This is a genomic window from Pseudomonas neuropathica, assembly GCF_015461835.1.
GTDB classification, from domain to species: Bacteria; Pseudomonadota; Gammaproteobacteria; order Pseudomonadales; family Pseudomonadaceae; genus Aquipseudomonas; species Aquipseudomonas neuropathica.
On sequence record NZ_JACOPX010000011.1, the window covers coordinates 95,361 to 115,256 of the forward strand.

18 protein-coding genes are annotated in these 19,896 nt (G+C 60.3%); 8 read left to right on the forward strand and 10 right to left on the reverse strand.

What is annotated here, in order from left to right; genetic code table 11:
• Positions 1-60: 60 nt before the first annotated feature.
• Positions 61-1,005, reverse strand: coding sequence for a choline ABC transporter substrate-binding protein (locus H8F23_RS17535; RefSeq protein ID WP_007918300.1), 945 nt, complete (start codon positions 1,003-1,005; stop codon positions 61-63).
• A gap of 436 nt (positions 1,006-1,441) precedes the next feature.
• Here H8F23_RS17535 and H8F23_RS17540 point away from each other — a divergent pair, with 436 nt between their 5' ends.
• Positions 1,442-2,818, forward strand: a complete 1,377-nt coding sequence (locus H8F23_RS17540) for an L-serine ammonia-lyase (protein WP_034153599.1) — start codon at positions 1,442-1,444, stop codon at positions 2,816-2,818.
• 515 nt (positions 2,819-3,333) lie between these two features.
• A complete protein-coding gene (gene gbdR, locus H8F23_RS17545) occupies positions 3,334-4,437 on the forward strand; it encodes a choline metabolism transcriptional regulator GbdR (protein WP_007949927.1) in 1,104 nt (367 codons plus the stop codon).
• An 88-nt stretch (positions 4,438-4,525) separates the two neighbouring features.
• On the opposite strand, the gene H8F23_RS17550 is transcribed toward gbdR, so the two are convergent.
• The 6 genes from H8F23_RS17550 to H8F23_RS17575 all read right to left on the reverse strand — a co-directional run bounded on the left by H8F23_RS17550 (position 4,526) and on the right by H8F23_RS17575 (position 10,131).
• A complete protein-coding gene (locus H8F23_RS17550) occupies positions 4,526-4,789 on the reverse strand; it encodes a hypothetical protein (protein WP_194935221.1) in 264 nt (87 codons plus the stop codon).
• 387 nt (positions 4,790-5,176) lie between these two features.
• A complete protein-coding gene (locus H8F23_RS17555) occupies positions 5,177-6,340 on the reverse strand; it encodes a gamma-butyrobetaine dioxygenase (protein WP_194935222.1) in 1,164 nt (387 codons plus the stop codon).
• A gap of 24 nt (positions 6,341-6,364) precedes the next feature.
• Positions 6,365-6,841 carry a thioesterase family protein gene (locus H8F23_RS17560; protein WP_194935223.1) on the reverse strand — a complete coding sequence of 159 codons (477 nt, stop codon included), beginning with the start codon at positions 6,839-6,841 and terminating at the stop codon, positions 6,365-6,367.
• A 225-nt stretch (positions 6,842-7,066) separates the two neighbouring features.
• Positions 7,067-8,032, reverse strand: a complete 966-nt coding sequence (locus H8F23_RS17565; RefSeq protein WP_102900073.1) for an L-carnitine dehydrogenase — start codon at positions 8,030-8,032, stop codon at positions 7,067-7,069.
• A 158-nt stretch (positions 8,033-8,190) separates the two neighbouring features.
• Positions 8,191-9,078 (reverse strand): BKACE family enzyme, encoded by an 888-nt coding sequence (locus tag H8F23_RS17570; RefSeq protein WP_194935224.1) that lies wholly within the window; start codon positions 9,076-9,078, stop codon positions 8,191-8,193.
• Positions 9,079-9,186: 108 nt separating this feature from the next.
• On the reverse strand, positions 9,187-10,131 hold the full coding sequence (locus H8F23_RS17575) for a choline ABC transporter substrate-binding protein (protein WP_194935225.1): 945 nt from the start codon (positions 10,129-10,131) through the stop codon (positions 9,187-9,189).
• Between the two features lie 192 nt (positions 10,132-10,323).
• On the opposite strand from H8F23_RS17575, the gene H8F23_RS17580 reads away from it, so the two are divergent.
• Positions 10,324-11,268 carry a GlxA family transcriptional regulator gene (locus H8F23_RS17580; RefSeq protein ID WP_194935226.1) on the forward strand — a complete coding sequence of 315 codons (945 nt, stop codon included), beginning with the start codon at positions 10,324-10,326 and terminating at the stop codon, positions 11,266-11,268.
• Positions 11,269-11,362: 94 nt separating this feature from the next.
• Here H8F23_RS17580 and H8F23_RS17585 read toward each other — a convergent pair whose 3' ends face one another.
• From H8F23_RS17585 to H8F23_RS17595, 3 genes are all read right to left on the reverse strand, one after another.
• On the reverse strand, positions 11,363-11,779 hold the full coding sequence (locus tag H8F23_RS17585) for a DUF3010 family protein (protein ID WP_038363145.1): 417 nt from the start codon (positions 11,777-11,779) through the stop codon (positions 11,363-11,365).
• Between the two features lie 29 nt (positions 11,780-11,808).
• Entirely contained in the window at positions 11,809-12,132 is a 324-nt protein-coding gene (locus H8F23_RS17590; RefSeq protein WP_194935227.1) for a helix-turn-helix domain-containing protein, read from the reverse strand.
• Between the two features lie 102 nt (positions 12,133-12,234).
• A complete protein-coding gene (locus H8F23_RS17595; RefSeq protein WP_194935228.1) occupies positions 12,235-12,636 on the reverse strand; it encodes a lysozyme inhibitor LprI family protein in 402 nt (133 codons plus the stop codon).
• Between the two features lie 234 nt (positions 12,637-12,870).
• Between H8F23_RS17595 and H8F23_RS17600 the strand changes: the two genes are divergently transcribed.
• The 5 genes from H8F23_RS17600 to etfA all read left to right on the forward strand — a co-directional run bounded on the left by H8F23_RS17600 (position 12,871) and on the right by etfA (position 19,895).
• Positions 12,871-13,848: a dipeptidase gene (locus H8F23_RS17600; protein WP_194935229.1), complete on the forward strand. Its 978-nt coding sequence runs from the start codon at positions 12,871-12,873 to the stop codon at positions 13,846-13,848.
• A gap of 106 nt (positions 13,849-13,954) precedes the next feature.
• The gene (locus H8F23_RS17605) at positions 13,955-14,485 is read left to right on the forward strand and encodes a DUF5943 domain-containing protein (RefSeq protein ID WP_005792152.1); all 531 of its coding nucleotides are present in this window, start codon (positions 13,955-13,957) and stop codon (positions 14,483-14,485) included.
• Between the two features lie 15 nt (positions 14,486-14,500).
• The gene (gene dgcA, locus H8F23_RS17610; protein ID WP_194935230.1) at positions 14,501-16,561 is read left to right on the forward strand and encodes a dimethylglycine demethylation protein DgcA; all 2,061 of its coding nucleotides are present in this window, start codon (positions 14,501-14,503) and stop codon (positions 16,559-16,561) included.
• Positions 16,562-16,725: 164 nt separating this feature from the next.
• On the forward strand, positions 16,726-18,675 hold the full coding sequence (gene dgcB, locus H8F23_RS17615; RefSeq protein ID WP_194935231.1) for a dimethylglycine demethylation protein DgcB: 1,950 nt from the start codon (positions 16,726-16,728) through the stop codon (positions 18,673-18,675).
• Entirely contained in the window at positions 18,675-19,895 is a 1,221-nt protein-coding gene (gene etfA / locus H8F23_RS17620) for an electron transfer flavoprotein subunit alpha (protein ID WP_194935232.1), read from the forward strand. The genes dgcB and etfA overlap by 1 nt, the downstream gene beginning before the upstream one ends.
• Position 19,896 lies beyond the last annotated feature (1 nt).

Consider the following 19,896-nt stretch of genomic DNA (forward strand, 5'->3'; position numbering starts at 1 on the left):
GAACGTCCGCATGCAAGGAAATAAACAGCCCGGGCGGGCGAACCCACCCGGCATAAGCGATTACTGAAGCTTGGCTTTCACGGCCTCCAGGCCAGGTTTACCGTCAATGGTGGTCACGCCAGCGAGCCAGGTATCGAGCACTTGTGGATTCTTTTTCAGCCAGGCCTTCGCGGCCGCGTCAGGCTTCATTTTGTCGTCGAGGATGTTGCCCATCAGTTCGCTTTCCATGTCGACGGTGAACTCCAGGTTCTTCAGCAACTGACCGACGTTGCTGCATTCCTCGGCGTAACCCTTGCGGGTGTTGGTCGCTACGGTCGCAGCACCGAAATCGGGGCCGAAGAAATCATCGCCACCGGTCAGGTATTGAATCTTGAAGCGCTTGTTCATCGGGTGCGGCGCCCAGCCGAGGAAGACCACGGCGGTGTCGCGTTTTTGCGCGCGATCCACCTGCGAGAGCATGCCCGCTTCCGACGATTCGACGACTTTGAAACCGGCGGTTTTCAGGCCGAAAGCGTCTTTGTCGATCATGCTCTGGATCAGACGGTTGCCGTCGTTGCCAGGCTCGATGCCGTAGATCTTGCCGTCGAGTTCTTTCTTGAATTTGGCGATGTCGGCGAAGTCATGCAGACCTTTGTCATACAGGGCTTGCGGCACGGCGAGGGTGTACTTGGCGCCCTTGAGGTTGGTGCGCACGGTTTCTACGGTGCCGGCGTCGCGGTAGGCCTTGATGTCGTTTTCCATGGTCGGCATCCAGTTACCGAGGAACACGTCCATGTTCTTGCCGTCGGCCAGCGACTTGTAGGTCACGGGCACGGAGATCATGGTGGTCTTGGTCTTGTAGCCGAGGGCGTTGAGGACAACGGAGGTGGTAGCGGTGGTAGCGGTGATGTCGGTCCAGCCGACATCGGAGAAGTTAACGGTACTGCACTGTGCCGGTTCTGCAGCTTGCGCCAGTAACGGCAGACTCAGCATGGCGGCCAACAACAACGACGGGGAACCTTTCATGGATGGACTCCTTGGTGTTTTTTTTGGCAGTGTTCCGACTGTGGACCACCGCACTTATAGGTTGCGGTTGGATGGCGTTCTGGAGACAGCTCTGTCACGGCGCCTTGCAATCGAGTCATAACGATCATGTACCAGTGAAAATCTGACGCCTACAGGGGGGGTCGTATCCAGTACAGGGATGGTCGCATCCAGTGTCAGTGACGTCGCTTACAGCTTTTTTCAGCCCCGAATGGCCATCTGAACCGCATAAAAACGGCGAAAAACCGGGGCCAAAATGGCGCGGCGCTGGTGGACATGAGTGCGTCGGTGTCAGACGCCGTGCGCTCCGACAAAAGCCTGATGATGCGGGCATTCCGGCGGATCGCAGCTTGAGCGTAGCAGCTCCGCCAGCGGGCGCTTCACGCCCCGGACCGGCATCCTCAGGAGCTCTGCAGCAATGGCTATCAGCGTTTTCGACCTGTTCAAAATCGGCATCGGCCCTTCCAGTTCCCACACCGTCGGGCCCATGCGCGCCGCGGCGTTGTTCGTCGAGTCGCTTCGGGACAAGCACCAGTTGGAACAGGTGCGTCGTATAGAAGTGCAATTGTTCGGATCGCTGTCGGCCACGGGCATTGGCCACGGCAGCGACAACGCGGTGATCATGGGTTTGATGGGCGAGTGGCCGGACGCAATCGACCCGTCGCAGATCGGCCCACGTATCCAGGCGCTGCGCGAAACGCACACCCTGCTATTGGATGGTCGCTTGTCGGTGCCGTTTGTCTGGGCGCGGGACATGCGCCTGATCGACGAGAACCTGCCATTCCACCCCAATGCCATGACTATCGTTGCCGAGGGTGATCACGGCGAACTGCATCGCGACACCTACTATTCGGTGGGCGGCGGTTTTGTCGTGGATCAAGCGCAGGCGTCCAGCGGAGTGGTCGATCTGGATCGCACTGAGTTGCCGTACGACTTTTCCAGCGCGGTTGAGCTGTTGGAGTTGTGCAAGAAAAACAACCTGCGCGTTGCCGAATTGATGATGGCCAACGAAAAGGTCTGGCGCAGTGAAGAAGAGATCCGCGCCGGGCTGATGAAACTGTGGCGGGCGATGCAGGATTGCGTCGAGCAGGGCCTGAAACACGAAGGCATCCTGCCCGGCGGACTGAATGTGCGTCGGCGCGCGGCGAAGTTGCATCGCAGCCTGCAGGAACTGGGCAAGCCCAATGTGATCGGCTCGACGCTGAGCGCGATGGAGTGGGTCAACCTGTTCGCTTTGGCTGTTAATGAAGAAAACGCGGCGGGCGGGCGCATGGTCACGGCGCCGACCAATGGCGCGGCGGGGATCATTCCGGCGGTGTTGCACTACTTTATGAAGTTCAGTGAAGCGGTGACTGACGCCAACGTGGTCGATTACTTCCTCGGTGCAGCGGCGGTGGGGATTCTGTGCAAGAAGAATGCTTCGATCTCGGGCGCTGAGGTGGGTTGCCAGGGCGAAGTCGGTTCGGCGTGTGCGATGGCGGCGGCGGGGCTGGCGGAGATTCTTGGTGCTACGCCGGAGCAGTTGTGCAACGCAGCGGAGATTGGTCTTGAACACAACCTCGGGCTGACCTGCGATCCGGTCGGTGGTCTGGTGCAAGTGCCGTGCATCGAGCGTAATGCGATTGCCGCGGTCAAGGCGATCAACGCGGCGCAGATGGCATTGCGTGGCGATGGTCAGCACTTTATCTCGCTGGACCGGGTGATCCGCACCATGCGTGATACCGGCGCTGATATGCATGACAAATATAAAGAGACATCGCGTGGTGGATTGGCGGTCAGTGCGGTTGAGTGCTGAGACCGAGTCGCCTCCATCGCAAGCAGGCTCACTCCTACAGGGGAACGCATTCCAATTGTAGGAGTGAGCCTGCTCGCGATAGCGTCAGACCAGTCAAAATTGCTCATCAAGTGAACACAGACAATAAATCACGCCACCTTTTAGCGCGTCGCAAACAGATAAGAGTCTTTCCCAGCTGTTACATGCATTCAGCACCCCCTACCGTCCGTCACCCGTGCCTGCGGTGACACTCCCCACAAACTGCGCGCAGGCCAGTTCCCACAAGTGCTACCGATTTGCTCACACCCCTGGGGGCGGGGCGCTCAGCACCGCTGATGGCACTTCGAAACACCTTTCGTCGGACGGCTCGTATAGACACGTCGCGACGTCGTTTTCAGGAGTTATTGAACAGCCATTCAATTTTAGGCATGGCAATTGCTCTGTCATAACAAAGCCCGTCTCCCACGCGAGAACGCTGGCAATAACAAGAGCCTCCGCCTGAGGCCATCACCCGCTTTGTGTGAGGAGATACCGCGATGACGTCGTTCAACTCCGGGGCCCAACCCCAGAACCGTGCGCCTCAATCCATCGGCTTTCTGCTGCTGGACAATTTCACGCTGATTTCCCTGGCCTCTGCAGTAGAACCTCTACGCATGGCCAACCAATTGTCTGGTCGCGAGCTGTATCGCTGGAGCACTCTTACCGTCGATGGCGGCCAGGTGTGGGCCAGTGACGGTCTGCAAATCACGCCAGACGCCTCCATGCACAAAGCCCCGCCACTGGACACTGTGATTGTCTGCGGCGGCATCGGCATTCAACGCACCGTTACCCGTGAACACGTTTCCTGGCTGCAAAGCCAGGCGCGTCAGTCCAAGCGCCTCGGCGCCGTGTGCACCGGCAGTTGGGCCCTGGCCTGCGCCGGGTTGCTCGACGGTTTCGATTGCAGCGTGCACTGGGAATGTCTGGCGGCGATGCAGGAAGCTTTCCCGCGCGTGGCCATGAGCACCCGTTTGTTCACCCTCGACCGTAACCGTTTCACCAGCTCCGGCGGTACCGCGCCGCTGGACATGATGCTGCACCTGATCAGCCGCGATCACGGTCGTGAACTGTCCGCCGCGATCTCGGAGATGTTCGTCTACGAACGTATCCGCAACGAACAGGATCACCAGCGCGTGCCGCTCAAGCACATGCTCGGCACCAATCAGCCGAAGCTGCAGGAAATCGTCGCGCTGATGGAAGCCAACCTCGAAGAGCCGATCGACCTCGATGAACTGGCGGTGTACGTCGCCGTGTCGCGTCGACAGTTGGAGCGCCTGTTTCAGAAATACCTGCACTGCTCGCCGTCGCGTTACTACTTGAAGCTGCGCCTGATCCGCGCCCGGCAGTTGCTCAAGCAAACGCCGATGTCGATCATCGAAGTGGCGTCCGTGTGTGGTTTCGTCTCGACGCCGCACTTCTCCAAGTGCTATCGCGAATACTTCGGCATTCCGCCGCGTGACGAGCGCGTAGGTTCCAACACCACTCAACAAGTGGCGATGTTGCCGCTGCCGCAGGCCATCGTGATGTCGCCGCTGTCGGGGCCGATGTCGGCGTTGAGTCAGGCGCGTAATGAGTCGACGTTTGCCAGCGTAAGGCTGTAAGGCAAAAGATCGCAGCCTGCGGCAGCTCCTACAGGGATATGCGTTCCAATGTAGGAGCTGCCGAAGGCTGCGATCTTTTGATCTGCTGTCAGGCGCTATGGTTTTGCTGATAGTCCGCCAATGCCGGCAGTAATTGTTTGTCGATCGCCTGGCGCACCGCCGGCTGGATACTGGCGCCGCTGGTGTACATGTCCTTGACCATTTTGCGCAGTTCAAACGCGCGAACATTATCCAGACCGCGCACCGCGCACTCGCAAGCCTTATCGGCAGTAGTGCCACTGGGCACTTGAATACCCAACGCCTTGAGCTGGCCTAACAAATCTTCCTGATCGATCAAATCGGCATACATCATGACGCGCATCCTTCTTCGGTAACGGAGGTCGTGGCTCGATTCTGGTAGCCATGCGAGAGCACGGCAAGGGCGATTTGTCGCAGTGGCTGCGACGGCTATGAACAGGTCGTTTTCGGCTAACTCGCCGCTCAAGGGAGTGGGCACACTGAACTCAGCTTGCAACACGAAGGTTTGGTCACCCTCGCTTGGCAGCTCCTCAACAGTACACTCTGCCCCGATCCTGTCACGGCTTGCATCGGGGCTTTTTTTGCCTGTGAATCAGTCAGCGATTTGTTGTTCCCGCTGACGCTTTCGCGAGCAGGCTCGCTCCCGCAGGTGACCGCGTTCATTCAGAGGAATGCGATTAAATGTGGGAGCGAGCTTGCTCGCGAAGAACGATGACGCGGTCTACCGCTGCAACACCAGAATCCGCGACAACAACTCATCCCGGTCGACGTAGCAGCCCTGAAAATGCCGCGCCCCGGTCGCCGGATCGAAGGCATTACGCGCGTGCAACGTACGGCGATTATCGAAGCACCACAGCTCACCGGAATCAAGCCGCTGCATCAGCCGAAACCGTGGCTCGCGGGTCATCGCGATAAAGCGTCGATAAGCCCGATACAACCGAGGCATCTGCTCTACCGAGGTATCGAACGCTCCGCGCAGAAAGTTTGCCATGCGGATTTCCGCCACGCGTCCCAAGGCGTCCAAAGCGATGATCGGCGCCAGACAGCGATAGTCGCTATGGCGATCCTTGTTGCGAAACTCCACCGGTATTTCACACAGTGCCTGAAACGATGCAGGGTCTTCACTGCGCAACGCATCGGCAATCGCAAAACCGTCGACAAAAATACTCTCGCCACCCTCGGCGTCATTCACCAGGCAATGCAGAAATTGCAGCCCCGGTTGCAGCTCGCGGGTCGGTAGATCGGTGTGCAACGGCAGGTTGAAAGCGGTGTAGGCATTGCTGTCAGCATCGGCTTTGGATTGCACGTTGAACAGCACACCGAAGTTGCTCTCGCGAATGAAGGAAATGCGCTGCGCGATGAGCTTCAGTGAACCGGACTCGGTGGGCACGCCGCGTACTTGCGTCAGGCCGATGTCGCGTAAGGCGAGCAGCCATTGCAGGAGGGCGGCGTTGTCGTTCATCAATGCCGCGTATTCGAACACTGGCAACTGCAGATCGCTGCGCCACAGATAAGACTTAGGTTTGCCGGCCAAGCGTTCGGCGCGGGATTCATCGTCATAGGCATGTGCGCGCAGCCAGCCGGGATCGAAGCGGCTGAGGTGGCCGTCCTGCCAGTCAATGCGCAGGCAGCCGTCGGTATCGATATGCGCGGCGACAGGCTTGAGGTCTTCAGCGGCGTCGACAATCTCGAACACCTGCTCGCGGGTGACGTTGTAGACGCACTGCGCGCACGGGCAGTTATCCCGCAACCAGACGTGGTGAAACGGGCTGATGCGACCGTCAGCCCATTCAATGGCAACGCGATCCGCCAGGGTCTGCACGCCACCGAGCGCGCTGATCAACGGATAAGTACGGAAATCGGCAACAGCGGCAGCGGTGTTCATGGCGGCTCCTTGCGATGGATGGATTTACCTTGCAGGTGGCAGCGCGATAACGCGGCCGATGTAAGCGGGAGCAGGCAAGTCTTTCTGATCGGCGACGATGTCTTGCAGGCGGTTCAAGGTGTCCGGGCTGAACAGCGCCGAGCGCGGGCCGGAGAGATCGACGTGCAACAGCATCTGTTCGTTGCCGGCCATTTCCTGCGCATCAGCGACCTTGTGCAGGCTGTGATAGAGGTGCAGGCGTTTGCTGTCGTGGCCGATGATTTGCGTGCGTACTTCGACTTCGCTGTCGAGCTTCACTTCGTGCAGATAGTTGAGGTGCAGTTCAAGGGTGAACAGCGAGTGGCCGCTGGCTTCGCGGTTGTTGCTGTCCATGCCGAGGCGATCCATCAGGGCGTCGGTGGCGTAGCTGAAAATCAGCAGGTAGAAGGCATCGCGCAGGTGGCCGTTGTAGTCGACCCAGTCGGGGATGATTCGGGTTTGGTAGGTGGTGAGGTGAGGCATGATTTGGGTTCCGGCAGTGGGCGGGTCGTTAAGATCAAGAGCTACCCCCTCACCCCAGCCCTCTCCCCCAAGGGGGCGAGGGGGAAGGGAGCCGATCGGGGGCCTTTCAAAACTTGAGTTCGGCTCGATAGATCAGGTCGGTGCGGCTCGCATAAACACCGCGGTCGGTCCCCTCTACCTCTGGGAGAGGGCTAGGGTGAGGGCCACGATGTCATGCCAGAAACATCACTCGCTGAACGCCATCCCATGCTTCTCCTTGGTGGTCTTCACCGCCTCAAGCACCGCCAGCAAGCAATCATCACGATAGCGTTCCAGCGCCGAAATGCTGTGCCGGCCGAGCTGATCACTGGTGCCATCAACCACATCATCAATCAACTTGTCAGTCAGTTCCGGCGCCGGTAGATAGGTCCACGGCAACTGCAGCGCCGGGCCGAATTGCGACATGAAGTGGCGCATCCCCGCATCACCACCGGCCAGCGTGTAAGTCAGGAAAGTCCCCATGAACGACCAGCGCAGACCAGCGCCAAAGCGGATCGCATCGTCGATCTCGCCAGTGGTCGCGACACCATCGTTGACCAGGTGCAGCGCCTCACGCCACAGCGCTTCAAGCAAGCGGTCGGCGATAAACCCCGGCACTTCCTTGCGCACGTGCAGCGGACGCATGCCGAGCGATTCGTAGACTTTCATTGCGGCCTGAACGGCCTCGGGCGCGGTGTTCTTGCCACCCACGACTTCGACCAATGGCAGCAGATAAACCGGGTTGAACGGATGGCCGACCACGCAGCGTTCAGGGTGCGTTGAACTCTCGTAGAACTCACTTGGCAGCAGGCCCGAGGTACTCGAACCGATCAACGCATTGGGCTTGGCCGCGGCGCTGATTTTGCTGTGCAGATCGAGTTTCAGTTCCAGGCGTTCCGGGGCGCTTTCCTGAATGAAGTCGGCATCGCGTACGCATTCTTCGATGGTCGCGACAAAGCGCAGACGATCCTGCGAAGCACCCGGTGCCAGACCGTTTTTCTCCAGCGCGCCCCAGGCATTGGCCACGCGTTTGCGCAGCGCCGCTTCAGCGCCGGGCGCCGGGTCCCAGGCGACCACGTCGAGGCCGTGGGCGAGGGCGCGCGCGACCCAGCCACTGCCGATGACACCGCTGCCCAGCGCGGCGAAGGTTTTGATTTCGGTGATAAAGCTCATTGGATTTTTCCCGAGTAAGGTAGTCCCTGTAGGAGCTGCCGAAGGCTGCGATCTTTTGATCTTGATCTTGAGAAACAAAATCAAAAGATCGCAGCCTTCGGCAGCTCCTACAGGTGAAATTTGGGGGGCAGTTAGAGCCCCATTTTTTGAGCTGAGGGTTAACCGCGCTGGGTCAGGCCCATTTTCTTGCGACCCTCAGCTGGGGTCAGTACGCGGGCGCCGAGGCGGCTGAGGATCTCGGTGGCGCGTTCGACCAGTTGGCCATTGGTCGCCAGCACGCCTTTGTCCAGCCACAGGTTGTCCTCCAGCCCGACCCGCACGTTGCCGCCGAGCAGCACCGCTTGCGCGGCCATTGGCATCTGCATCCGGCCAATGCCGAACCCGGCCCACACCGCATCGGCGGGCAGGTTGTCGACCATGGCTTTCATGGTGGTGGTATCCGCCGGTGCGCCCCACGGGATGCCCAGGCACAGCTGGAACAGCGGGTTATCGAGCAGACCCTCCTTGATCATTTGCTTGGCGAACCACAGGTGACCGGTGTCGAAAATCTCCAGCTCGGCCTTCACGCCCAGCTCGGTAATGCGCTTGGCGCCGGCACGCAGTTGCGCCGGGGTGGAGACGTAAATGGTGTCGCCATCGCCGAAGTTCAGCGTGCCGCAATCGAGGGTGCAGATTTCCGGCAGCAATTCTTCAACGTGAGCCAGACGGGTCAGCGGGCCGACCAGATCGGTGTTCGGGCCGAACTCCATCGGCTTCTCGCCGGCGCCGATCTCCAGGTCGCCGCCCATGCCGGCGGTGAGGTTGACGATGATGTCGACGTCGGCCTCGCGGATGCGCTCCATCACTTCGCGATACAGCGCCACGTCACGGCTGAACTTGCCGGTCTGCGGGTCGCGCACATGGCAATGCACAACGGTGGCGCCGGCCTTGGCTGCTTCAACGGCGGCGGCAGCGATTTGTTTCGGGGTGACCGGCACGTGCGGGCTCTTGGCGGTCGTGTCGCCAGCACCGGTGAGTGCGCAGGTGATGATGACGTCGTGGTTCATGGTGCGGTTTCCTTCAGGCGTGATGGGTCTGTCCGCAGCCCTGTTCGGGGCTGCGAAGCTTCGGTCAGTCGCCTCTCCCATCCGGGAGAGGGGCTTTTCAATAGAGGGTTATTTGCTGGTCAGCTGGAGATTTTCAGCGGCCGGTTTGCCATCGAACGTGGTCACACCCTCAAGCCAGCGCTGCTTGTCTTCGGGGTGATCCTTGAGCCATTGCTTGGCCGATTCGAAGGCGTCCTTGTGGTCGAGCAGCGGCTGCATCATCCGGCTCTCGTCCTCGGCGGTGAACGTCAGGTTGGTCAGCAGGCGACCAATGTTCGGGCACTGCTCGGCGTATTTCGGCGCAGTGACGGTCCACACGGTGGCCATGCCTTCGTTCGGGCCGAGGGCGTCGTCGCTGCCGGTCAGATACGTCATCTGCACGTTGACGTTCATCGGGTGCGGAGCCCAGCCAAAGAAGACCACGGCCTCTTTGCGGCGCACCGCGCGGTCGACGGCGGCCAGCATCCCGGCTTCGCTGGACTCGACCAACTGGAATTTGCCGAGGCCGAACTGGTTCTTGGCGATCATTGCCTTGATCTGCGTGTTGGCGCCCGAACCCGGTTCGATGCCATAGATCTTGCCGCCCAGTTCCTTCTCGAATTTGGCAATGTCGGCGAAGGTTTTCAGGCCCTTGTCCGCCAGGTAAGTCGGCACGGCGAGGGTCGCACGGGCGTCTTTCAGGCTTGGCGCTTCGAGGACTTTGACCTGATTGGCGTCGACGAACGGGGTGATGGTCTGGGTCATCAGCGGGTTCCAGTAACCGAGGAACAGGTCCAGGCGCTGATCGCGGATCCCGGCGAAGATGATTTGCTGGGACGCGCTGGTTTGTTTGGTGTTGTAGCCGAGGCCGTCGAGCAGGACCTGGGTCATGGCACTGGTGGCAATCACGTCGGTCCAGTTGACCACGCCCATGCGCACGTTCTGGCACGCTGCCGGTTCGGCCGCCATGACGCTGGCGCTCAAGAAAGCGGTACCGCTGAGTGCAAGAACACAGCTGCTGATCAGTCGTTTCATGTCGGGTTCCTCGGCAGGTCGTTTATTGTGGTTTCCGGCGTCTGATGCGCCGGTGATGCCAAGTTACGCAGCTATGCCCCCGTGAAAACGCACTGCGGCGACCGGCATTTGCACTGTAGCGACCTGTGCGCTTGAACGCCGACGACAATCGGCGTATCAACGAGCCACGCTACCCGCCGACCGAGTGCGCCTATGTCCCAGGATTTCTATTTTTTGCTGATGCCGGGCTTCTCCGCCATCGGCTTTATCTCCGCGATCGAACCGCTGCGTGTGGCCAACCGCTTTCGCGGCGAGTTGTACCGCTGGCATGTGCTCAGCGCCGACGGCGGGGCGGTGCTGGCGAGCAATGGCATGTCGGTCAACGCCGATGCGGCGCTGGAGCCGCTGAAGAAAGGTGCGACGTTGTTGGTGGTGGCCGGGTTTGAACCGCTGAAGTTCGCCACGCCAACCCTTGAACACTGGTTGCGGCGGCTGGATAACGAAGGCGTAACCCTCGGCGCCATCGACACCGGCAGCTTTGTCCTTGCTGAAGCGGGGCTGCTCAATGGTCATCGGCTGACCCTTCACTGGGAAGCAATCGATGCGTTCAAGGAATCTTATCCACAGCTCAGCGTCACCCAGGAACTGTTCGAGATCGATCGTCGACGCATCACCTCGGCGGGCGGCACCGCGTCCATCGATTTAATGCTCGATCTGATCGCCCAGGCCCATGGCCCGCAACTGGCGATTCAGGTCAGCGAACAGTTTGTGCTGGGGCGCATCCGTCCGCGCAAAGATCACCAGCGCATGGAAGTCGCCACGCGTTACGGCATCAACAACAAGAAACTGGTGCAGGTGATTGGCGAGATGGAACAACACAGCGAGCCGCCGCTGACCACGCTGCAATTGGCGGATTCGATCAAAGTGACGCGGCGGCAGCTTGAGCGTTTGTTTCGGCTGCACCTGAACGACACGCCGAGCAATTTCTATCTGCGTCTGCGCCTGGAAAAGGCCCGGCAGTTGCTGCGCCAGACCGACATGAGCGTGCTCGAAGTCAGCATCGCCTGCGGGTTTGAATCTCCGTCGTATTTCACCCGCAGCTACCGGGCGAAGTTCGCCCGCTGTCCCCGCGAAGACCGCCGTACCGCGCAGGCCTGAAATCAAAAGATCGCAGCCTTCGGCAGCTCCTACAGGGAAATGCATTCCAATGTAGGAGCTGCCGAAGGCTGCGATCATTTGATCTTGCTGTTGGTTACTTCTTCACCAACGCCGAACACGCCGCCTTATAAGCCTCATGCTGATACTTGTTCAACGTCCCCGGCAGTTCAAAATTGTGCTTCTTCGCCTGCGCATTGATCGTCTGCGGCGACAACAACGTCACTTCACAGCCATCCAGCAGCTGCAAAATCCCCTCAATCTTGAAAGTGGTCGGCCCACCGGCAAACTCACCCTTCTTGCTGCGCTTCTTGATCGCAATCCGGTCAACCGAATTCTCCCGCACAAACGACGCCACCTGCGCCGCGAACACTTTCACGTTGGCCGCGTCGTCATCGTCTTCGAGGGCGATCTTCTTGGTGGCGAGGGGAATGTGGCTCAAGGTCGAACCGTCGAGCGCGGCCACGGCGATGATCGCTTCGCTGCCTTTGATTTCGATGCCGCAGATGTTCATGGGGAATTCCTTGAAGTGAGGAGGGCAGCTTACAGCTCTAGCTGATTGGCCGTAATGCCGAACGCCGCTGCAATTTTTTCGCGTGTCGCTTTACGTGGCTTGGACACCGTTTCCTGCTGGGCAAACGCCGGTTGCGAAATGCCCATGCGTTTGGCGACTTCTTCCTGAGTCAGGTTGAGGTGTTCGCGCCAGGCACGGATCGGTGTTGCCCCATCGACCATCCGACTGACGACCTCATGGGGAATCAGGTCGGGCTTCATTTTTTGCGCAACGTACTGCGCGTACGGAATGACCACGAAGGCCGGTTTGCTCTCGGCGTCGTTGATGATTTGGATATCTGTGGATAACTTCATTTTCGGAGAAATATAAGTCTTTTATAAGATTTCAGAATCTTTGCTTATATTTTTCGCGAAACCAATCAACAAGGTTTGACGGCTTGTTGCGAGTAGTCAGGATCACTCCTGCCCAATCGACTCCAAAAACTCCGACCGTTCATCACTCATCCTCGCGATGCAGTCATTCTGCGCAATCGTGAAGGCCTTGCTCCCCGCCGTCGCCGGAAACGCCTCCACCGCGCAATCCGCATCCCGTGTCTTCAGCCACTGCTGCTGGGCGGTTTTGAGTTTGGCGGTGATATCCGCCAATTGCGTGGCGTTCTTGCCGTACGCGGTCTGCATGCGTTCGGTCAGGCTGGCGTAGTTGTCCTTGAGCAGGTCTTCAGCGGTAGTGCGGCTGTAGGTCGAGCATTCCAGGGTCTGGACGTCGTTTTCGACGGCGTCGCACGGGTTGTTGTCGGACTCTTCGGCGGCGTGTACGCCGGTCGCCATCAGTGCCAAAGCCAGGAAGATCGATTTCATTGTTGTCGCCGCTCTAATCCAGTGGTGTTTCCAAGATGCCGGAGATTCTGGCTCAAGCTTGCGGGCTTGAACAGGTAGCTGATCGGAGCGTCTGGCGACCCTTTGTCGCGGATTGACGCTTTCGGCAATTCCCCTGTCGTTTTTGCACCCGGTCGCCCCGGCACCGAGGCATATGCTGGCCCCAAAGCGCCGGCAGACGATTCGGCGCATGAATCGCCAATAAGGGGACGCCTGATGAGCCCAGCCGAATTACACGCCGACAGCATCGTTATCGACGGTCTGATCATTGCCAAATGGAACCGCGAGCTGTTTGAAGACATGCGCAAGGGCGGTCTGACGGCGGCCAACTGCACTGTGTCGGTGTGGGAAGGCTTTCAGGCGACCGTGAACAATATTGCTGCCAGCCAGAAGCTGATCCGCGAAAACAGCGACCTGGTGATGCCGGTGCGCACCACCGCCGACATCCGCCGCGCCAAAGAGCAAGGCAAGACCGGCATCCTCTTTGGCTTCCAGAATGCTCACGCGTTTGAAGACCAGATCGGCTATGTCGAGGTGTTCAAGCAGCTCGGCGTCGGCATCGTGCAGATGTGCTACAACACCCAGAACCTGGTCGGCACCGGTTGCTATGAGCGTGACGGCGGCCTGTCGGGCTTCGGTCGCGAGATCGTCGCCGAGATGAACCGCGTCGGCGTCATGTGCGACCTGTCCCACGTCGGTTCCAAGACTTCGGAAGAGGTCATCCTTGAATCGAAAAAACCGGTCTGCTATTCCCACTGCCTGCCGTCGGGTCTGAAAGAGCACCCGCGCAACAAGTCCGATGAGGAACTCAAGTTCATCGCGGATCATGGCGGTTTCGTCGGCGTGACCATGTTCGCGCCGTTCCTCGCCAAGGGCATCGATTCGACCATCGACGACTACGCCGAAGCCATCGAATACGTGATGAACATCGTTGGCGAAGATTCAATCGGCATCGGCACCGACTTCACCCAGGGTCACGGTCAGGACTTCTTCGAATACCTGACCCACGACAAGGGCTACGCCCGCCGCCTGACCAGCTTCGGCAAGATCATCAACCCGCTGGGCATCCGCACCGTCGGCGAGTTCCCGAACCTGACCGAAACCCTGCTCAAGCGCGGCCATTCCGAACGCGTGGTACGCAAGATCATGGGCGAGAACTGGGTCAACGTCCTCAAAGACGTCTGGGGCGAGTAACGCTGACTCAAGACCGCCGCCGATCTGCCCCCTCTCCTGTGGGAGAGGGCTGGGGTGAGGGCAGCGGTCACCACTGAATCCACTATTTTTCTGGAGTTAAGTTTCCATGGCCAAGATCGCCCCGCAATTGCCAATCGAAGTCGACAGCGAGACCGGTGTCTGGACCTCCGATGCCCTGCCAATGCTCTACGTACCGCGCCACTTCTTCGTCAACAACCACATGGGCATCGAAGAAGTTCTGGGTGCTGACGCCTACGCCGAGATCCTCTACAAGGCCGGCTACAAGTCCGCCTGGCACTGGTGCGAGAAAGAAGCTGAATGCCACGGCCTGGAAGGCGTCGCGGTATTCGAGCATTACATGAAGCGCCTGTCGCAGCGCGGCTGGGGCCTGTTCAAGATCCAGGACATCGACCTCGACAAAGGCACTGCCAGCGTCAAGCTCGAGCACTCGGCGTTCGTCTACGTGTACGGCAAGGTCGGGCGCAAAGTCGATTACATGTTCACCGGTTGGTTTGCCGGGGCCATGGATCAGATTCTTGAGGCTCGCGGCAGCAAGATTCGCACCGTCGCCGAGCAAGTCTACGGTGGCTCCGAAGAAGGCCACGACGACGGCCTGTTCACCGTCAAGCCGTTGTAAGTCGAGGAACCCGCCATGGCTTTCGAAGCAATGTTCCAGCCGATCCAGATCGGCAAATTGACCATCCGCAACCGCGTGCTCAGCACCGCGCACGCTGAGGTCTACGCAACGGACGGCGGCATGACCACCGACCGCTACGTCAAATACTACGAAGAGAAAGCCAAGGGCGGCATCGGCCTGGCGATTTGCGGCGGCTCCTCTGTGGTCGCCATCGACAGCCCGCAGGAATGGTGGAGCTCGGTGAATTTGTCCACCGACCGCATCATTCCGCATTTCCAGAACCTGGCCGACGCCATGCACAAGCATGGCGCCAAGATCATGATTCAGATTACCCACATGGGCCGGCGCTCGCGCTGGGACGGCTTCAACTGGCCGACGCTGATGTCGCCTTCGGGCATCCGTGAACCGGTACACCGCGCCACCTGCAAAACCATCGAGCCGGAAGAAATCTGGCGGGTGATTGGCAACTATGCCCAGGCGGCGCGTCGGGCCAAGGCCGGTGGTCTCGACGGCGTTGAGCTGTCAGCGGTGCACCAGCACATGATCGACCAGTTCTGGAGCCCGCGCGTCAACAAGCGTACCGACGAATGGGGCGGCACCTTCGAAGGCCGGATGAAGTTCGGTCTGGAAGTACTGAAAGCCGTGCGCGCCGAGGTCGGTGACGACTTTTGCGTGGGCATGCGTCTGTGCGGTGACGAGTTCCACCCGGACGGCTTGTCCCACGAGGACATGAAGCAGATCGCCAAGTATTACGACGACACCGGCATGCTCGACTTCATCGGCGTCGTCGGCTCGGGTTGTGACACCCACAACACCCTGGCCAACGTGATTCCGAACATGAGTTATCCACCGGAGCCGTTCCTGCATCTGGCCGCCGGTATCAAGGAAGTGGTCAAGGTGCCGGTGCTGCACGCACAGAACATCAAGGACCCGAACCAGGCCACTCGGATTCTTGAGGGCGGTTACGTCGACATGGTCGGCATGACCCGTGCGCACATCGCTGACCCGCACCTGATCGCCAAGATCAAGATGGGCCAGATCGATCAGATCAAACAGTGCGTCGGCGCCAACTACTGCATCGACCGCCAGTATCAAGGCCTCGACGTGTTGTGCATCCAGAATGCCGCGACCTCCCGCGAATACATGGGCGTGCCGCACATCATCGAGAAATCCACCGGGCCGAAACGCAAGGTTGTGATCGTCGGTGCCGGCCCGGCCGGGATGGAAGCGGCACGCGTTGCTGCCGAACGTGGCCACGACGTGACCCTGTTCGAGAAGAAGGAATTCATCGGCGGGCAGATCACTACCGCATCGAAAGCGCCGCAACGTGACCAGATCGCCGGTATTACCCGCTGGTTCCAGCTGGAACTGGCACGGCTGAAAGTCGATCTGCGTCTGGGCACGGCGGCTGATGCCGAGACCATCATGGACTTGCGTCCGGACGTGGTGGTGCTGGCGGTCGGCGGGCATCCGTATCTGGAACAGAACGAACACTGGGGCGCCGCCGAAGGTCTGGTAGTCAGCAGTTGGGACGTGCTCGACGGCAAGGTTGCACCGGGCAAGAACGTGCTGGTCTACGACACCATTTGCGAGTTCACCGGGATGTCGGTTGCCGACTTCCTCGCCGACAAGGGCAGCCAGGTCGAGATCGTCACCGACGACATCAAACCGGGCGTGGCCATCGGCGGTACGTCGTTCCCGACCTACTACCGCAGCATGTACCCGAAAGAAGTGATCATGACCGGCGACATGATGCTGGAGAAGGTCTACCGCGAAGGCGACAAACTGGTCGCGGTGCTGGAAAACGAATACACCGGCGCCAAAGAGGAGCGGGTGGTCGATCAGGTGGTGGTGGAGAACGGCGTGCGTCCGGATGAGGAAATCTACTACGCGCTCAAAGAGGGTTCGCGCAACAAGGGCCAGATCGACGTCGAAGCGTTGTTCGCGATCCAGCCGCAACCTTCGCTGAGCGAGACGGGCGACGGCTACTTGCTGTTCCGCATCGGCGACTGTGTGGCGCAGCGCAACACCCACGCCGCCATCTACGACGCGCTCAGACTGTGTAAAGACTTCTAAAGGCTTGCACACAACCCTGTGGGAGCGAGCTTGCTCGCGAAAGCGGTGGATCAGTCGACATCGATGTTGAATGTCAGTCCGCCTTCGCGAGCAAGCTCGCTCCCACAGTGACCGAGTAAGGCAACTCGACCTGCAAGACCCTGCGGTCTTTGGGAGCTTCACCTATGTTGAACACCCTTCTTCCAATCCTGTTGTTCGCCGCCCTGGGCCTTGGTGTCCTCGGCGCGTTGCGGCGGGTAGCGATGTGGCGTCGGGGCCGGGCCTCGAAGGTCGATCTGATCGGCGGCCTGTTCGCCATGCCCAAGCGCTACATGGTCGATTTGCACCATGTCGTGGCGCGGGACAAATACATCGCCAACACCCACGTGGCCACGGCCGGCGGTGCGGTGGCGTCGATTGTGCTGGCGCTGCTGGTGCACGGTTTCGGCCTGCATAACCGCATACTCGGTTACGCCTTGCTGCTGATGACGGCAGTGATGTTCGTCGGCGCGATCTTCGTTTATCTGCGTCGGCGCAACCCGCCCGCGCGGCTGTCGAAAGGCCCGTGGATGCGCCTGCCGAAAAGCCTGCTGGCGTTCTCGGCGTCGTTCTTTCTGCTGACCTTGCCAGTGGCCGGAATTCTTCCGGAGAACTTTGGCGGCTGGATACTCGCGGTCATCCTCGGGATCGGCGTGTTGTGGGGCGTGTCGGAACTGTTCTTCGGCATGACCTGGGGCGGGCCGATGAAACACGCCTTTGCCGGTGCCTTGCACCTGGCCTGGCACCGTCGCGCCGAACGTTTTGGCGGCGGCCGTTCCACGGGTTTGAAGCCGTTGGATCTCAATGATCCGTCAGCGCCGTTGGGTGTTGAGAAACCCAAGGATTTCACCTGGAACCAGTTGCTCGGTTTCGATGCCTGCGTGCAGTGCGGCAAATGCGAAGCGGCGTGCCCGGCTTTCGCCGCCGGCCAGCCACTGAACCCGAAAAAACTGATTCAGGACATGGTCGTCGGCCTCGCTGGCGGCACCGATGCGAAGTTCGCCGGCAGTCCGTATCCCGGCAAACCAGTGGGCGAACACAGCGGTAATCCACATCAACCGATCGTCAACGGTCTGGTCGACGCCGAAACCCTGTGGTCGTGCACAACCTGCCGTGCCTGCGTCGAGGAGTGCCCGATGATGATCGAGCACGTCGATGCCATCGTCGACATGCGCCGTCACCTGACCCTGGAAAAAGGTGCGACGCCGAACAAGGGGGCCGAAGTCCTCGAGAACCTCATTGCCACCGACAACCCCGGCGGTTTTGCCCCGGGCGGACGGATGAACTGGGCAGCGGATCTGAACCTCAATCTGCTCAGTGAAAAGAAATCCACCGACGTGCTGTTCTGGGTCGGCGACGGTGCCTTCGACATGCGTAACCAGCGCACTTTGCGCGCGTTCGTCAAAGTGCTGAAAGCGGCGAAAATCGACTTCGCCGTGTTGGGCCTGGAAGAACGTGACAGCGGCGACGTGGCCCGTCGTCTGGGCGATGAAGCGACCTTCCAGTTGCTCGCCAAACGCAATATCCAGACCCTGGCCAAATACAGCTTCAACCGCATCGTCACCTGCGATCCACACAGTTTCCATGTGCTGAAAAACGAATATGGCGCCTTCGACGGCAACTACCTGGTGCAGCACCACAGTACCTACATGGCGGAAATCATTCAGGCCGGTGCGCTGAACCTCGGCCAGCACAAAGGCAACAGCGTGACCTATCACGACCCGTGCTACCTGGGGCGTTACAACGGCGAGTACGAAGCGCCGCGCGAAGTGCTGCGTACCCTCGGCATCGAGATCAAAGAGATGCAACGTTCCGGTTTCCGCTCGCGCTGCTGCGGCGGCGGCGGCGGGGCGCCGATCACCGACATTCCGGGTAAGCAACGGATTCCTGATATGCGCATGGAAGACATCCGCGAGACCGGCGCCGAACTGGTGGCCGTGGGTTGTCCACAGTGCACGGCGATGCTCGAAGGCGTGGTCGAACCGCGTCCGCTGATCAAGGACATCGCCGAACTGGTCGCCGACGCGCTGCTCGAAGACGCTGCGCCAAGCAAGCCTGCCACCCCGGCCAAACGTGAACCAGCGGAGGCCCACTGATGAGCGACATTATCCGCCGCGACCCGCGCGCCGAATGGATTGCGCGTAACCGTTTGCATCCGCTACACGCGGCCATGCAACCGGCGCAACACAGTTGGATGGGCCCCAACGGCATCATCCGCAAGAACCTGCACGGTATTGGTTTTATCGGCCCCAACGGCATCAAGCGGATCGATCGCAGCGGCGCGCAACAGGGCGGGGCGGTCAAACGTTCGGCCACAGTTGAAGTGCAATTGCCACTGCATCAGGTGCCGGCCCCGGCGTTCTATATCAGTGTGGTGCCGGACATGGTCGGCGGCCGCCTGAGCAGCCACGATCGCGACTTGCTCGGCCTCGCTCATCAGCTCGCCGGCAATGACGGCGCGGTGCTGGCGGTGGTCTTTGGCGAGCACAAGGAAAACGCCTTCGCCACGGCAGGCGTCGATCGCTTGCTGGTGCTGGAGGGCGAAGCCTTTAGTGGTTATGCACCGGAGCAACGCGTGCAAGGCTTGCGCGCTGTGGATAACCAGTTCAACCCGCGTCACTGGCTGCTCCCAGACAGTCGCAGCGGTGGCGGCGAACTCGGCCGGCGTTTTGCCGCTGCACTGGGCGAGCGCCCGGCCACGCGGGTCTGGCAGGTCAAGGATCAGGAGTGCATCGGTCGTGCCGGTGCGGGTCTGCAAGACCTCGCCCGTCCGCTCGCACGGTTGATTCTCGCCGCCGCCGAATGCGCGGAGCCGGTCAGCGAAACCCGTCATGAAGCCTTGTCGGTGGAGTTATCCACAACAGTGGCGCGCAGCCTGTCGCGGATTGAAGATCTCGGCGCCGTGGCGGTCGACCCGGCAGCGATTCCGATGGCCGAAGCGGAGTTCATTTTCTCCGGCGGCAACGGCGTCAAGGACTGGGCACTGTTCCACGAAACGGCGGCGGCACTCGGCGCTACCGAAGGTGCGTCGCGGGTGGCGGTGGACGATGGCTTCATGGCCCGTGATCGCCAGGTCGGCGCGTCCGGCACCTGGGTCACCGCGCGGGTGTATGTTGCGGTGGGGATTTCCGGGGCGATCCAGCACCTGCAAGGCATTGGTGCCTGTGACAAGGTGGTGGCGATCAACCTCGATCCGGGTTGCGACATGATCAAGCGTGCAGACCTCTCTGTGATCGGCGAGAGCGCAGAGATTCTTCAGGCGTTGATCGAGGCGGTGGCGGCTTACCGCAACGAAGCCAAGCGCGATGCGGCTTAAG

What these genes read in the sequence shown, in the direction of transcription:
- H8F23_RS17535 (WP_007918300.1), bottom strand. Translation starts at nt 1,005, where the DNA reads ATGAAAGGTTCCCCGTCGTTGTTGTTGGCCGCCATGCTGAGTCTGCCG.
- H8F23_RS17540 (WP_034153599.1), top strand. Translation starts at nt 1,442, where the DNA reads ATGGCTATCAGCGTTTTCGACCTGTTCAAAATCGGCATCGGCCCTTCC.
- gbdR (WP_007949927.1), top strand. Translation starts at nt 3,334, where the DNA reads ATGACGTCGTTCAACTCCGGGGCCCAACCCCAGAACCGTGCGCCTCAA.
- H8F23_RS17550 (WP_194935221.1), bottom strand. Translation starts at nt 4,789, where the DNA reads ATGATGTATGCCGATTTGATCGATCAGGAAGATTTGTTAGGCCAGCTC.
- H8F23_RS17555 (WP_194935222.1), bottom strand. Translation starts at nt 6,340, where the DNA reads ATGAACACCGCTGCCGCTGTTGCCGATTTCCGTACTTATCCGTTGATC.
- H8F23_RS17560 (WP_194935223.1), bottom strand. Translation starts at nt 6,841, where the DNA reads ATGCCTCACCTCACCACCTACCAAACCCGAATCATCCCCGACTGGGTC.
- H8F23_RS17565 (WP_102900073.1), bottom strand. Translation starts at nt 8,032, where the DNA reads ATGAGCTTTATCACCGAAATCAAAACCTTCGCCGCGCTGGGCAGCGGT.
- H8F23_RS17570 (WP_194935224.1), bottom strand. Translation starts at nt 9,078, where the DNA reads ATGAACCACGACGTCATCATCACCTGCGCACTCACCGGTGCTGGCGAC.
- H8F23_RS17575 (WP_194935225.1), bottom strand. Translation starts at nt 10,131, where the DNA reads ATGAAACGACTGATCAGCAGCTGTGTTCTTGCACTCAGCGGTACCGCT.
- H8F23_RS17580 (WP_194935226.1), top strand. Translation starts at nt 10,324, where the DNA reads ATGTCCCAGGATTTCTATTTTTTGCTGATGCCGGGCTTCTCCGCCATC.
- H8F23_RS17585 (WP_038363145.1), bottom strand. Translation starts at nt 11,779, where the DNA reads ATGAACATCTGCGGCATCGAAATCAAAGGCAGCGAAGCGATCATCGCC.
- H8F23_RS17590 (WP_194935227.1), bottom strand. Translation starts at nt 12,132, where the DNA reads ATGAAGTTATCCACAGATATCCAAATCATCAACGACGCCGAGAGCAAA.
- H8F23_RS17595 (WP_194935228.1), bottom strand. Translation starts at nt 12,636, where the DNA reads ATGAAATCGATCTTCCTGGCTTTGGCACTGATGGCGACCGGCGTACAC.
- H8F23_RS17600 (WP_194935229.1), top strand. Translation starts at nt 12,871, where the DNA reads ATGAGCCCAGCCGAATTACACGCCGACAGCATCGTTATCGACGGTCTG.
- H8F23_RS17605 (WP_005792152.1), top strand. Translation starts at nt 13,955, where the DNA reads ATGGCCAAGATCGCCCCGCAATTGCCAATCGAAGTCGACAGCGAGACC.
- dgcA (WP_194935230.1), top strand. Translation starts at nt 14,501, where the DNA reads ATGGCTTTCGAAGCAATGTTCCAGCCGATCCAGATCGGCAAATTGACC.
- dgcB (WP_194935231.1), top strand. Translation starts at nt 16,726, where the DNA reads ATGTTGAACACCCTTCTTCCAATCCTGTTGTTCGCCGCCCTGGGCCTT.
- etfA (WP_194935232.1), top strand. Translation starts at nt 18,675, where the DNA reads ATGAGCGACATTATCCGCCGCGACCCGCGCGCCGAATGGATTGCGCGT.